Here is a 12,927-nt window from a genome sequence, read left to right on the forward strand (position 1 = left end):
TTTTTGTAAAATTACCCTAGTTTTATATTGCTGACTTGACAGTAACGCCTTCAAGACTATCATTTCCATATTTTAAAAAATGCTCATTCTTTAACGGATTGGTATTGCAACATCAAATATTCATAACTTGATAACAGTGCTGCTATTTATGTCATATGCGCATACAGCAGTTTAACTGATGACAAACTCCACAGGATTACCCTATGAGCAATCACACTGACTTGCCATTAAACAATGAAGATAATGCCACAAATATGACCGAAAATACTGACCTAAATACAAGTACAAACAATGTAGTAGAAATCAACGAAACAGAAAACAATGCAGTAGATAACGATGCAGCAATCGAAGATTTCTTTTCACCAAATAATGGTGCGCTTGCTGCTGAAGGCTTTAAAACTGGCTATGTCGCCATTGTTGGTCGTCCAAATGTCGGCAAATCAACGCTGATGAACCATTTATTGGGTCAAAAGCTGTCTATTACCTCGCGTAAACCACAAACGACGCGTCATCGTATCCATGGTATTTTGTCTAATGATGAGATGCAGGCAGTATTTGTTGATACCCCGGGTATTCATCGCAACGAAGTACGAGCTATCAATGAGCGCATGAATAAAGCGGCCGTCTCTGCACTGGTAGATGTTGACTTAGTATTGTTTGTTGTTGATTCTGATCAATGGCGTGACGATGATTTACTGGTTCTACAAAAGCTTGGCGATACCAATTTAAATGTGGTTTTGGTGATTAATAAAGCGGATACCTTAAAAGATAAAGGCAGCGTTTTACCATTAATGGAAACCTTTAACGACAGTTTTGATTTTGCCGATATCGTCCCCGTTTCTGCATTAAAGAATCAAAACTTAGATCGTCTGCAAGAAGTGATCGCCTCACATTTGCCAGTCGCTGCGCCAATTTATGATACAGAGCAAATCACCGATCGCTCAGAGCGTTTTTTAGCCAGTGAAATTATTCGTGAAAAAATCATGCGCAGTGCCGGTGACGAAGTACCCTACGATTTGACCGTACAAATTGACGGCTTTAAAGATGAAGAGGCTCATATTGACCCAAAAACTGGTCGTCCACGTAAAGCCTGTACCTTTATCGATGCGACTATTTATGTTGAACGTAGTGGTCAAAAAGCGATTGTGATTGGCGATAAAGGGCAACGTATCAAGCAAGTAGGTATGGATGCCCGTAAAGATATGGAGCAACTGTTTGATAAAAAAATCATGCTAACGCTATGGGTAAAAGTTAAGCGTGGTTGGTCTGATGACGAGCGAGCTTTGACCAGTTTAGGCTATTAAAAATATTAATAGCCACTCTCTTTTATGTTGAGTGAACTATAGCTGAGGTAATAATCATGCGTAACGAAGCGTTAATCGGTTATTTATTACATCAGCGCCCTTATCAAGAAAAGCGTGCCTTATATTATTTATTTTCTCAGCAGCACGGGGTGATACATGGTATTGGTAAAAGAGGCGCGCCACTATTTATGCCTTTACAACTCTTTGCTACTGGCAAACGTGATCTCAAAACATTCAGTCAAATCACTATAGCTTCTTTTAGTTCAGTCCATACACAAGCTGTCCAAGATAATAATGCAGCAAATGTAGATATACGACATCAAGAAAGCATTACAGGTCAGCATCAATATGCAGCTTTGTATTTGAACGAGATATTGTGGCGATTGTTACCTACTGAAGATCCTATGCCCATATTATGGCAGCATTATCAAAATAGCCTAGATGCGCTCAAAAAACCCCTAACCACTGACGAGCTACGTTTGTGCTTGCGCCAGTTTGAGGGCTATCTATTTATTGAGTTGGGATTTTCACTGACGTTACATCAAGACAGCTTTGAAAACCCTATTGAGCCTGAACAGACTTACCGATTTTTTCCCGATATGGGCTTAGTGCCGACTTTGCATACAGAAGATGGCGAAAGTGTGGTAGGTCATACGGTTTTTAAAGGGAATGATATTTTGATAATGGTAGAGCAAGGGTTGTCCGTTAGTACCCTGAACGTATGGTCGCGTTTACATCGGCAGTTGATTGATCATATGCTTGATTATCAACCGCTACAAAGTCGTCTGCTTTGGCAGCAGCAACAGCGTTATCAATTATGAAGCATATCTAACGATAGCGTATGGTCATACATTACTTATCATCAATAAGCTATTTTTAGTAAATGATCTAACTATTAATAAAAGGATTTTTTATGACGGATACAGCGCAGATTTTGCCGACTATATTAGAGCAGAATCCACAAAATACTTCAAAAAAAGCACTCTTAGGTGTCAATGTTGACCATGTGGCAACCTTACGTCAAGCACGCGGTGTGAGCTATCCAAGCCCACTAGCGGCAGCCCTTTTGTGTGAGAAAGCAGGTGCTGACGGTATCACTATTCATTTGCGTGAAGATCGCCGTCATATTCAAGATGCCGATGTATACGAGATGGCAGGGCAGTTGACCACGAGAATGAATCTAGAGATGGCAGCAACGACTGAGATGCTAGAGATAGCCTGCCAAGTTAAACCATATTGGGTATGTTTAGTGCCAGAAAAACGTGCTGAACTAACCACAGAAGGTGGTCTTGATGTGGCAGGGCAGCTAGCTTCATTGACAGATTATGTCAGTCAGTTACAAGCAGCAGGTATCAAAGTCTCTTTGTTTATTGATCCAGAAGACAAGCAGATTGAGGCGGCAGTTACTTGTGGTGCTGACGCTATCGAACTACATACAGGTTCTTACGCTGAGGCAGGTTTGGAAGGTAATACAGATAAAGTAAATGTAGAGCTTGAACGCATCAAAAATGCAGTGATTACCGCTAAACGAATGGATGATAAGCTGTTGGTCAATGCCGGTCACGGTTTGACCCGTGATAATGTTCATGCGATTGCCCAAATTGACGGTATATATGAGCTAAATATTGGTCATGCCTTGATAGCGGATGCGCTATTTATGGGGATAGAGCAGGCGGTTATTATGATGAAAACAGCTATGCATCGCTAGTTACGATAGTTAATGTTTAGCCTATATGACTATTTCATTAAGTGCCGCATCCGGTTGGGTGATCTTCATGGGGCTTATAGGTAATAGTACCCCTTTGACTAAATGATATTTGATACATAGTTTGATTGTAGGTTGAGGTTGGACAGTATTTAATATGTCCAAAATGCCCCCGAGGACTGCCGCTATCGCCCCAAAATTTAGTGTAGTGACGTTTATTACCGACCCGTAAATATAAAGTACTGTATCTTGGGTTCAGCGCTTGGTCTTCTAACAAATCATCAATACCAACATCAAAATTGTTATTATTATTTTTATCCGAGAATAATAATAACTTTTTAAAGCTGTCTCTATGGCAAAGACCACCACCATTAGACAAACAAACCAGCAAATCTTGTCTTCTAATATAACTCTCAGCTTTTGCCAAAGTCAAAGTAGTGTCTATCTGGCTTGCAATACGTCTGGCTTCCATGCTTGCCAGTTGAGTCAAAATATAAGGTGTGGCAATCGTTAATATAATAGCTAAGATAGCAATGGTTACGATTAATTCTACCAAATTAAACCCATGTTCATCATGGCGTCTAGAATCCTTCGAGCAGATTAAACGTGTTCTATATGATATAGCCATAATGCACTGCCACCTGTGTAAAAGGGATAGCTAAGATGGTTTTAAATGTTCATTGTGATTTTAAATCTATCATTCGTGTCACTATTTGTTTTATCAAGTTACATTATTAATATAGCGAAGAGTAAAAAGAGCCATTAAACGGAATAAGTAAAATATTGTTTATTTCCGTAATTGTAAATATAAACCAAATATATGTCTACTGTCAAAGAATGTTTCAATTCGTGAATAGATGCTTTTAACAATAGAGAAAATTAATTACTTGTATTAAAATGAGTTGCAACAATAGGTAGGAATCGTTTCATCATCTATTGCGACCTAACATACAAAAGATAAAGAGTGTAAAGTGTGTTAGCGCTCAGTAAGTTAAGCGGGCTAATGTGTTTTAGTTATGACATTATCGTGTAATAATGTGTAGCTGGTTTACGAAAAAAGTTGTAAACTGAATTGATAATCGCTAAGCTACGTCTTAATTGGTTTTGCTTCGTAATTTTAAGTTCGTAAGTGATGTTAGTTTTTGAGCAAGAGTTTTGCTTAATGCACTACTAAAATTATCCTTTGGAGAAAGTTTCATGAAATTAAATAAAATTGCTTTGGCTTTGTTTGCCATCACAGCAGCCCCATTAGCAGCTAACGCTGGCGTCACTATCAGCCCATTATTACTTGGTTATCATTACAGCGAAGGCGCTGATAAAGAGCAAGTTGAAACAATGGGTGTTTATCAAGAAGACGGTTTATATACTGGTGCCGCATTAGGTATCGAGCTTACTCCTTCTACTCAGTTTCAAGTAGAGTATGGTGTGTCTAATACTGATGCTTTAAATACTGCTGGCACTGTAGTTGGTGATGCTGAACAAGAAACTATTTCTGGTAACTTCTTGATCGGTACTGAACAGTTTACTGGTTACACTGACAATGCATTAAAGCCATATGTATTGGTTGGTGCTGGTCAGTCTAAGATTGAAGTTGAAAATGATGCTGGTAACTTCGTTACTGGTTCTAAAGATACTATCGGTAACCTAGGTTTAGGTGCTATGTATCGTATCAATGATGCGCTAAGCCTACGTGGTGAAGCTCGTGCGATTCATAACTTTGATGAAAACTGGTGGGAAGGCATGGCTTTGGCCGGTCTAGAAGTAGTACTAGGTGGTCACTTAGCACCAGCAGTAGCTGTTCCACCAATGGAAGAGCCTAGCGTAGTAACGCCACCGATCGTTGTTGTAGAATCTGATCTTGATTCAGACGGCGATGGCGTACCTGATAGCATCGATGCATGCCCAGGCACTCCAATGAATGTCGTTGTAGACGCACGTGGTTGCCCAGTACCAGTAGATATTACTGATGAATTGAAAATGGAATTACGTGTATTCTTTGATAATGATAAATCAGCTATCAAAACTCAGTACAAACCTGAAATCGCTAAAGTAGCAGAGAAGATGCGCGAGTATCCTAACTCTACCGCTCGTGTTGAAGGTCATGCTTCTAAAACTGGTCCATCAGCACGTTATAACCAACGTCTGTCTGAAGCCCGTGCTGTTGCTGTGAAATCTATGTTGACTAACGAATTTGGTATTGCTCCAAACCGTCTATCAACCGTTGGTTATGGTTATGACCAACCAATCGCTGACAACAACACTGAAGAAGGTCGTGCTATGAACCGTCGTGTTTATGCCATCATCACTGGTGACAAAACAATGACTGTTGAACAAACTAAAGATATGGTTGTTCAATAAGTAATAGATACTAATTATGTAATAAGCTAATTAGTTACAAAAAAAGTCATCCAATGGGTGGCTTTTTTTTATTTATGTATCGAGAAAAGTAAGTTATTACATAAATTTATGATGTAATAATGCTATACTAGCCACCCAAACACTTTGTAAACTGACAAAGTGTAATTAGCATAGCTATCTGTACGATGGATTCATCACCATAAGTCTATGTTTTACTTCTATTAATTATCTAGCTGTACCTATTGTATGGTTACTTAATCATAGCGTAATACTACTTATCTGGTTAATGGCAAAAGTTTATCCAGCGGTGCTTACTGCTACTGCATTTTTTTAAGACGAAACGAGCATTTTATATGGCGAACGATATCAAACACCTGCGTAACATTGCAATTATTGCCCACGTTGATCACGGTAAAACAACTTTGGTTGATAAGCTATTACATCAGTCTGGTACTTTTGGCGACCGTGCAAATATTGCTGAGCGTGCAATGGATTCAGGTGATATTGAGCAAGAACGTGGTATTACTATTTTGGCGAAAAATACAGCCATTCGTTGGACAGATAACACTGACGGTACTGAATATCGTATTAATATTGTGGACACCCCTGGTCACGCCGATTTCGGTGGTGAAGTTGAACGTGTAATGTCTATGGTTGACTGCGTACTTCTAGTGGTTGATGCTGTTGATGGTCCAATGCCACAAACTCGTTTCGTAACGCAAAAAGCGTTCGAGCAAGGTCTAAAGCCTATTGTTGTTATCAACAAAATTGACCGTCCTGGTTCACGTCCTGATTGGGTAATGGATCAAATTTTTGATTTGTTCGATAATTTAGGTGCAACTGATGAGCAATTAGATTTCCCAGTGGTATATGCTTCAGCATTGAATGGTATTGCAGGTCTAGAAGCTGATGATTTAGCTGATGACATGACGCCACTGTTCAAAACTATTGTTGATGTTGTACAGGCCCCACAGGTTGATGCAGATGCACCTTTCCGCATGCAAATCTCAAGTCTTGACTACAATAGTTTCGTTGGTGTTATCGGTATTGGTCGTATTCAGCGTGGTAAAGTAAAAACAAATACACAAGTAACTGTCATTGATAAAAATGGCAATACCCGTAATGGCCGTATTCTAAAAATTATGGGCTATCATGGTCTTGATCGTATTGATGTTGAAGATGCACAAGCGGGTGACATCGTTTGTATTACTGGTATTGATGCGCTTAACATCTCAGATACGATTTGTGATCCAAGCACCGTTGAAGCGTTACCAGCATTGACGGTTGATGAACCTACCGTTTCTATGAACTTCCAAGTAAACAACTCACCTTTTGCTGGTCGTGATGGTAAGTTTGTAACCTCACGTAATATTCGTGAGCGTCTTGAGCGTGAATTGATTCATAACGTAGCATTACGTGTTGAAGATACAGAATCTCCTGATAAATTTAAAGTATCAGGTCGTGGTGAGCTGCATCTATCTGTACTTATCGAAAACATGCGCCGTGAAGGTTTCGAGATGGGCGTTTCAGGCCCAGAAGTTATTGTCAAAGAAGTTGATGGTAAGCTACAAGAGCCGTATGAAAACGTTGTCTTCGATATCGAAGATGCGCATCAAGGTCCTATCATGGAGCAGGTTGGCTTGCGTAAAGGCGAGATGACCAATATGGAGCTTGATGGTAAAGGTCGTATGCGTATTGAAGCGACAATGCCTGCCCGTGGTTTGATTGGTTTCCGCTCTGAGTTCTTAACCCTGACTTCAGGTACAGGTATCATGACGTCAAGCTTTTCACATTATGGTCCACAGAAAGTTGGTGAAGTGGGTGCTCGCTCAAACGGTGTCTTGGTTTCTATGGCAAAAGGTGTTTGCTTAGGTTTTGCTTTATTTAACCTACAAAAACGCGGTAAATTATTTGCTGAGCCGCAGCTTGAAGTTTACGAAGGTATGATTATTGGTCTTAACTCACGTAATGATGACATGGCAGTTAACCCGACGACTGGTAAGCAGTTAACCAACGTTCGTGCTAGTGGTACTGATGAAGCATTGACACTGACTCCAGCGGTTAAGTTTACGCTTGAGCAAGCACTTGAATTCATCCAAGATGATGAATTGGTAGAAGTAACGCCAAAAGCGATACGTATTCGTAAACGCTACTTGACTGAAAGTGAGCGTAAACGTTATGGTCGTAAGAAAGGTGCGTAATATTGAACAATAAATAGTGGTTATCCATTATTTGGTTTCGCATTAAAGATATCTAGTGAGCAACATAGAATAGTTGGTATACCACTGTTCTATGTTGCTTTTTTTTGTGTTGCATTTTACATAGAATAGAAAGACAATAGTCGAATGTCACTTACTAAAAAAAACGAGTAATCTTACGGTTATTATTAAAATCCTAAGTTGGATGCATCATTTACACGCTTATCTTATGATCAATAAGATTTTTGAGGAGATAAATCATGAGTATGGTATCTGAGTTTAAAGAATTTGCTTTAAAAGGTAATGTGATGGATCTGGCCGTTGGTGTGATCATCGGTGGAGCATTCGCTACAATCACAACGTCTTTAGTGGAGGATGTGATCATGCCTATTGTTGCTTTTATCGTCGGCGGCGAAATTAATTTCAAGAATATGTTTTTGATACTGGGTGATGCGCCCGAAGGCGTGGCAAGAAACTATGATGCCCTCAAAGCTGCTGGTATTCCTGTATTGGCTTACGGTAGTTTCATTACTGTATTGATTAACTTTTTAATCTTGGCATTTATTATTTTTATGATGGTAAAAATGGTCAACAGATTGCGCCGTGAAGACGAGGTAGAAGAAGCAATAGAAGAAGCAATAGAAGAGCCGTCAGAAGAAGTGCAATTGCTTCGTGAAATTAGCGCTAAGCTTGGTAATATTAATAAGTAAACACATTTTACTGACCGTCAGATTAAAAAATAAAAAAGGCTGACGTCATGTTAGCCTCTTTTTATTGGATTTTTTATAATTACTTAATGGTAGTTATATTTAGGGTCTAACGACAACGTAGTCATTGGTATTAATAATAATCTCTGATGGTTGATCAACGACGATACGCACAACGTTATTATCAACGATTTGCGATTTGTAATAGTTGTCCTCGGCAACCGTACAGCCTAAGCAGCGACTCATGGCATTCCATGGTTCAACAAAGAGCTTCTGCTGTGCTTGGTCAGCATTACCGCCGATCAAAGAGAAGGGCAAACTAACGATGTAAGCGGCTGTACCTGCAACAGCTGCTATTAACTGTAATGGCTTGCCGACAACGGTATCTACAGCCATAGTCTCATAAGAGGGACCGAAATCTGTTTCATCAATCTCTATCGCTGCCAAAGCAGGTTGCATACTTGCAAAAGCTAAGCTGGTACTTATTAATACAGTTAATAGCTTATACTTTGCGGTGCGTTTGGTATTAGCTTGAGCAGTCATAATGATATCCTAAAACTCATAAATAGAATGATAAATGGCTGTTGCTATCTCTCAACAGAAATATAGATATCGCGGCAACCAGAAATAGCTTATATATTACAGATAAACAAATGATTTGCACTATTTATGTAAGTGCACGCCCTATTAAAGCAATATGTGGATCAATAAGCAACAAAAATGCGCAGCATATCAGGATGTGCTTATGAATTGCCCTATTTTAATGACAAGTAGTTGAAGAGCGGCAAACTGGTCTACTGAAGCGAATATTGAATAAAAAAATTAATATGGGAAAATCCAGATCTAGTTAATTGGCTGACAAACAGGGCAGTAGACACTGGCACGTCCATTGAGCTTGATATTCTCTAAAACTGAATCACAGTGCGGGCAAGTTTTACCTTGTCTACCATAGACATTCAAGGTTTGCTGGAAATAACCTGTTTGACCGTCAGCAACCGTAAAGTCACGTAGTGTGGAACCACCTAGCTTGATAGCTTTCTGTAGAATCGTTTTGATATGAGCGACCAAAATTATTATTTGCTCATATGACACTTGATTGGCTGGAGTAGCAGGATGAATGCCTGAGAGGTATAAGCTTTCAGTGGCATAAATATTACCCACGCCGACGACGACTTGCTGCTCCATAATGACTGACTTGATGGCTCGTTTGATAGACTGGTTTTTAATCGATTTGCTGCTTTGAGTCTGTATAGACTGTTCATTCCGTTGGATAAGACAATACAAATAGTCTGCCGTAAAATCATCTGATAGTGGCTCAGGTCCTAAATGGTTTAGTAGTTTATCACCGTAATCCTCAAGCCATAAGATAGAGCCAAATCGTCTGGGGTCATAATAATGTAGCTGAGTTTGAATATCGTCAGCGCCGATAAAACTCATAACCAAATGATCGTGTTTGCGCTTATCGCTTGCGTGACTGTGTTGTTGCAAGCTACCTGACATACCAAGATGAACCAAAAGCTGTCTAGGCTGTAAAGCTGTCGATTGAGTAGAAGAGGTATTACTGCCAGCTGATGGGATGAAATTTAGGATTAGATACTTTGCCCGTCGCTCAATGCTGTCCAATGTATAATCAATCAAATCTGCTAAATTATCAGGCATAGACCAACGCAGCTTTGGTTGAAAGACTTGTACGTTGGTGACTTTTTGTCCTAATAAAGGCGTCAGACTGGTTTTTGTCGTTTCTACTTCTGGCAACTCAGGCATAATATTTTATAAAATCTCTATTAAGAATTAAATGTATGATCAGGCAACGGCGCGGCGAGCGTGCAAAATACCATGCTGCTGTTCAAGCTTGGCAAGTAACTTGGATAAATGTGCCAGCCCCGACACTTCAATATGAAACTTTAAAAAGGCAATATTATCATCATTGCTCAGGGTTTGAACTTGACGAATATTGACGTTTTCTTTGTCAATGATTTGGGTTAAATCACGCAATAACCCGCGTCTATCATAGGCTTCTATATGAATATCAACCGGCTGATAGCGACCAGATTTAATCTTCCAAACAGCATTGATTTCGCGTTCAGGATCACGTTCAATCAGGCGTAGATATTCAGGGCAACCACGATTGTGGACACTGACACCGCGCGATAAAGTAATGTAGCCCGCAATAGGCTCACCGTGCACAGGGTGACAGCAGCCTGCCAAGCCAACTTCAATATTATCCAAGCCATCTATTTGGATTTTGTACGCATCAAGCTTACTTGAATCTCTTTTATCGATAATAGGGGCAAAATCTTCTTCAGATCTTTCAGGTTCTAAATGCAGCTGACGAGAGATATGACTGGTAAGCTGATTTAGACCAATTTCACCCGTAACCAAACCAACCACGATATCGTCAGTATTATTGACATTAAAATGTTGCGTATAATCGTTTAAATCGATGCTATTCGGATGCACCGATAGGCGTTCAAGCTCTTTACTGAGCATCTGACGCCCGATTTCGATATTCTTATCGCGATCTTGTTTGTTAAACCATTGACGCAGTTTTGAGCGGGCACGATTGGTATGAATATAGCCTAGTGAAGCCACTAGCCAGTCGCGATTGGGCTCACGTGAGGATTTGGTAATAATCTCAACTTGCTCGCCCGTTTTGAGCTGATAAGTCAGCGGCACATAACGTTGATTGACACGCGCTGCTTGGGCGCGGTTACCGACCTGCGTATGAACATAATAGGCAAAATCCAGCACAGTCGCGCCTTTTGGCAACTCCGTAATATCACCATCACGACTAAATATGTAAATACGTTCGAGCTCATCAAAATCAACCAATTGCTCTTCGTCATCATACTCCACTTCCTCTAATTCATCTCCGGTTGATAAAGATGAACGCGGCTGATTATTGATAGACAGTAGTTGACGTAAAGAGCTGATTCGCTGATTAAGGTAATTGTCCTTTTTGTTTTTGAGCCCTTCTTTGTAGTTGACATGGGCACACATGCCAAGCTCAGCTTCAAAGTGCATCTCTTGAGTACGAATCTGTACTTCAAGTGATTTGTTTTCAGCGATGACCGCAGTATGGAGTGAGCGATAACCGTTAGATTTTGGATTGGTAATATAATCGTCAAATTGCTCAGGAATATAACGCCATAACCCGTGTACCAATCCTAGCACGTGGTAACAGTCAGAAGGAGTGGTCACCAATACTCGCAGCGCACGGATATCGTACAGCTGATCAAAAGACAATCCTTTAAGCTTCATTTTTCGATAAATAGAATAAATGTGCTTGACGCGCCCTGAAACTTCGGCCTCAATACCAGATTCTGCTAAGGACTCGTTCAGTCTATCTTGTACACGCTGGATATAAGACTCACGCTCACTACGCTTTTCTGATAATAGTTTAGCAATTTCTTTATACCGATCAGGGGCAAGATAGCGAAAGGCTAAATCTTCAAGCTCCCATTTCAGCTGGGCAATACCCAAGCGATGTGCCAATGGCGCATAAATAGTCATGACTTCACGCGCCACGCGAGTTTGCCGAACTTCATTGGAAAAGGTCAGCTCGCGCATAGCAAAAGTGCGTTCAGCAAGCTTAATCAGTACTACTCGGACATCGTTGGTGACTGAGATCAGCATGCTATAAATATTTGATAATTGATCCCGCTGATTATTTACAAAGTGATCTTCTAAGCGCTTATTGCTTTCGATAATCTCAGACAGTTGTCCCATCGCCAAGGTATCTTTAACCAAGGTTGAGATATCAGTGCCAAACTTTTTCTCGATTTCGCTAAGACTAATAATCGATTTGCGCGCACTGCGATAGAGCATGGCAGCGACAAGGGCATCTTCATCTTGATAAAGGTAAGTTAAGATATCAGTCATGCCGATACCAGTCACGTAGGCGCCCGAACGCTCCGATTCACTGGTATTCATGTGATTGCGGACGAATGCACAGGCAGCGCTAAGATTGGGCACTGAATCTTGCCCAATACGCTTTGCAACATTATCAAGCCAAGTAGGTACATCAATATTGATTTGATTTAAATCTAACGCTTCAAGCTCTTGCTGTGAAAACGCCTCGGATTCATCAAGGATTTTATCCCTTAAAAAGTCATTTTCAAGATTTGAGTCATGACTGTAGTAGGCGTAATTAACAGAGCGATCAAAGGTAGTATAGAGTTTATGAGTGGCAAGTTGATACTTGATATCTAGTGGGATTTGAGCATAGCTATTGGCAGACTGGTGCGAGCGTTGACTCGCGACCAGTTGCGCTGCCAAAGCTGCACTGTCGGCTTGCGTGGTTTGTCCATCTACCAGCGGTAATCCTTCACGAATTTTTACCATTGCCCACTCCTCTTAGCTATTTTGACTTGATGATAACGCCATCTACAATGCTAGAGCTAAACATGAGCTTGCTATCGATAAATGGTCAGTTATAAATCAATACAGCCGCTAAAAAATCCATTTTTTAGCAGCTATAAAATCAATTATAGGGATCTTGCATAGAATTATGAGCGCTTAGACTCACTATGTTTTATAAATAATAAAAACAGTGACTATTATTATCGCATGTTGCGATGACAAATCAAGCAAGGCTCTGTAATGATAGCGTTAGCCGGATATGCGAGTAACGCAGATATCATTCTTAAATTGCG

At 40.2% G+C, this 12,927-nt stretch carries 10 protein-coding genes; 6 read left to right on the forward strand and 4 right to left on the reverse strand.

Going from position 1 to position 12,927, the window contains the following annotated elements; translation table 11 throughout:
- Positions 1–254: 254 nt before the first annotated feature.
- The 3 genes from era (at position 255) to AC0J5Y_RS01945 (ending at position 3,012) form a co-directional block, all read left to right on the forward strand.
- The gene (gene era, locus AC0J5Y_RS01935; protein WP_475132054.1) at positions 255–1,304 is read left to right on the forward strand and encodes a GTPase Era; all 1,050 of its coding nucleotides are present in this window, start codon (positions 255–257) and stop codon (positions 1,302–1,304) included.
- Positions 1,305–1,360: 56 nt separating this feature from the next.
- Complete coding sequence (gene recO, locus AC0J5Y_RS01940) at positions 1,361–2,125, forward strand: DNA repair protein RecO (protein ID WP_475131290.1); 765 nt, start codon at positions 1,361–1,363, stop codon at positions 2,123–2,125.
- Between the two features lie 92 nt (positions 2,126–2,217).
- Positions 2,218–3,012 carry a pyridoxine 5'-phosphate synthase gene (locus AC0J5Y_RS01945; RefSeq protein WP_475131291.1) on the forward strand — a complete coding sequence of 265 codons (795 nt, stop codon included), beginning with the start codon at positions 2,218–2,220 and terminating at the stop codon, positions 3,010–3,012.
- A 37-nt stretch (positions 3,013–3,049) separates the two neighbouring features.
- Here the strand turns inward: AC0J5Y_RS01945 and AC0J5Y_RS01950 are convergent, their stop codons facing one another.
- Positions 3,050–3,637 (reverse strand): prepilin-type N-terminal cleavage/methylation domain-containing protein, encoded by a 588-nt coding sequence (locus tag AC0J5Y_RS01950; RefSeq protein WP_475131292.1) that lies wholly within the window; start codon positions 3,635–3,637, stop codon positions 3,050–3,052.
- Between the two features lie 569 nt (positions 3,638–4,206).
- Here AC0J5Y_RS01950 and AC0J5Y_RS01955 point away from each other — a divergent pair.
- The 3 genes from AC0J5Y_RS01955 (at position 4,207) to mscL (ending at position 8,275) form a co-directional block, all read left to right on the forward strand.
- Positions 4,207–5,367, forward strand: coding sequence for an OmpA family protein (locus tag AC0J5Y_RS01955; protein WP_475131293.1), 1,161 nt, complete (start codon positions 4,207–4,209; stop codon positions 5,365–5,367).
- A gap of 353 nt (positions 5,368–5,720) precedes the next feature.
- Complete coding sequence (gene typA / locus AC0J5Y_RS01960; protein WP_475131294.1) at positions 5,721–7,568, forward strand: translational GTPase TypA; 1,848 nt, start codon at positions 5,721–5,723, stop codon at positions 7,566–7,568.
- A 257-nt stretch (positions 7,569–7,825) separates the two neighbouring features.
- Positions 7,826–8,275, forward strand: a complete 450-nt coding sequence (gene mscL / locus AC0J5Y_RS01965) for a large conductance mechanosensitive channel protein MscL (RefSeq protein WP_475131295.1) — start codon at positions 7,826–7,828, stop codon at positions 8,273–8,275.
- A 99-nt stretch (positions 8,276–8,374) separates the two neighbouring features.
- On the opposite strand, the gene AC0J5Y_RS01970 is transcribed toward mscL, so the two are convergent.
- The 3 genes from AC0J5Y_RS01970 to AC0J5Y_RS01980 all read right to left on the reverse strand — a co-directional run bounded on the left by AC0J5Y_RS01970 (position 8,375) and on the right by AC0J5Y_RS01980 (position 12,616).
- Positions 8,375–8,815: a hypothetical protein gene (locus AC0J5Y_RS01970; RefSeq protein WP_475131296.1), complete on the reverse strand. Its 441-nt coding sequence runs from the start codon at positions 8,813–8,815 to the stop codon at positions 8,375–8,377.
- A gap of 300 nt (positions 8,816–9,115) precedes the next feature.
- Positions 9,116–10,036, reverse strand: coding sequence for a bifunctional DNA-formamidopyrimidine glycosylase/DNA-(apurinic or apyrimidinic site) lyase (gene mutM, locus AC0J5Y_RS01975; RefSeq protein WP_475131297.1), 921 nt, complete (start codon positions 10,034–10,036; stop codon positions 9,116–9,118).
- Positions 10,037–10,075: 39 nt separating this feature from the next.
- Positions 10,076–12,616 carry a RelA/SpoT family protein gene (locus AC0J5Y_RS01980; protein WP_475131298.1) on the reverse strand — a complete coding sequence of 847 codons (2,541 nt, stop codon included), beginning with the start codon at positions 12,614–12,616 and terminating at the stop codon, positions 10,076–10,078.
- Between the last annotated feature and the right edge of the window lie 311 nt (positions 12,617–12,927).

It is taken from the genome of Psychrobacter sp. TS_SC_6 (assembly GCF_056156305.1).

Coding starts and splice junctions, on each gene's coding strand:
- mutM (WP_475131297.1), bottom strand. CDS start 10,036: ATGCCTGAGTTGCCAGAAGTAGAAACGACAAAAACCAGTCTGACGCCT.
- AC0J5Y_RS01950 (WP_475131292.1), bottom strand. CDS start 3,637: ATGGCTATATCATATAGAACACGTTTAATCTGCTCGAAGGATTCTAGA.
- AC0J5Y_RS01980 (WP_475131298.1), bottom strand. CDS start 12,616: ATGGTAAAAATTCGTGAAGGATTACCGCTGGTAGATGGACAAACCACG.
- recO (WP_475131290.1), top strand. CDS start 1,361: ATGCGTAACGAAGCGTTAATCGGTTATTTATTACATCAGCGCCCTTAT.
- AC0J5Y_RS01945 (WP_475131291.1), top strand. CDS start 2,218: ATGACGGATACAGCGCAGATTTTGCCGACTATATTAGAGCAGAATCCA.
- typA (WP_475131294.1), top strand. CDS start 5,721: ATGGCGAACGATATCAAACACCTGCGTAACATTGCAATTATTGCCCAC.
- mscL (WP_475131295.1), top strand. CDS start 7,826: ATGAGTATGGTATCTGAGTTTAAAGAATTTGCTTTAAAAGGTAATGTG.
- AC0J5Y_RS01955 (WP_475131293.1), top strand. CDS start 4,207: ATGAAATTAAATAAAATTGCTTTGGCTTTGTTTGCCATCACAGCAGCC.
- AC0J5Y_RS01970 (WP_475131296.1), bottom strand. CDS start 8,815: ATGACTGCTCAAGCTAATACCAAACGCACCGCAAAGTATAAGCTATTA.
- era (WP_475132054.1), top strand. CDS start 255: ATGACCGAAAATACTGACCTAAATACAAGTACAAACAATGTAGTAGAA.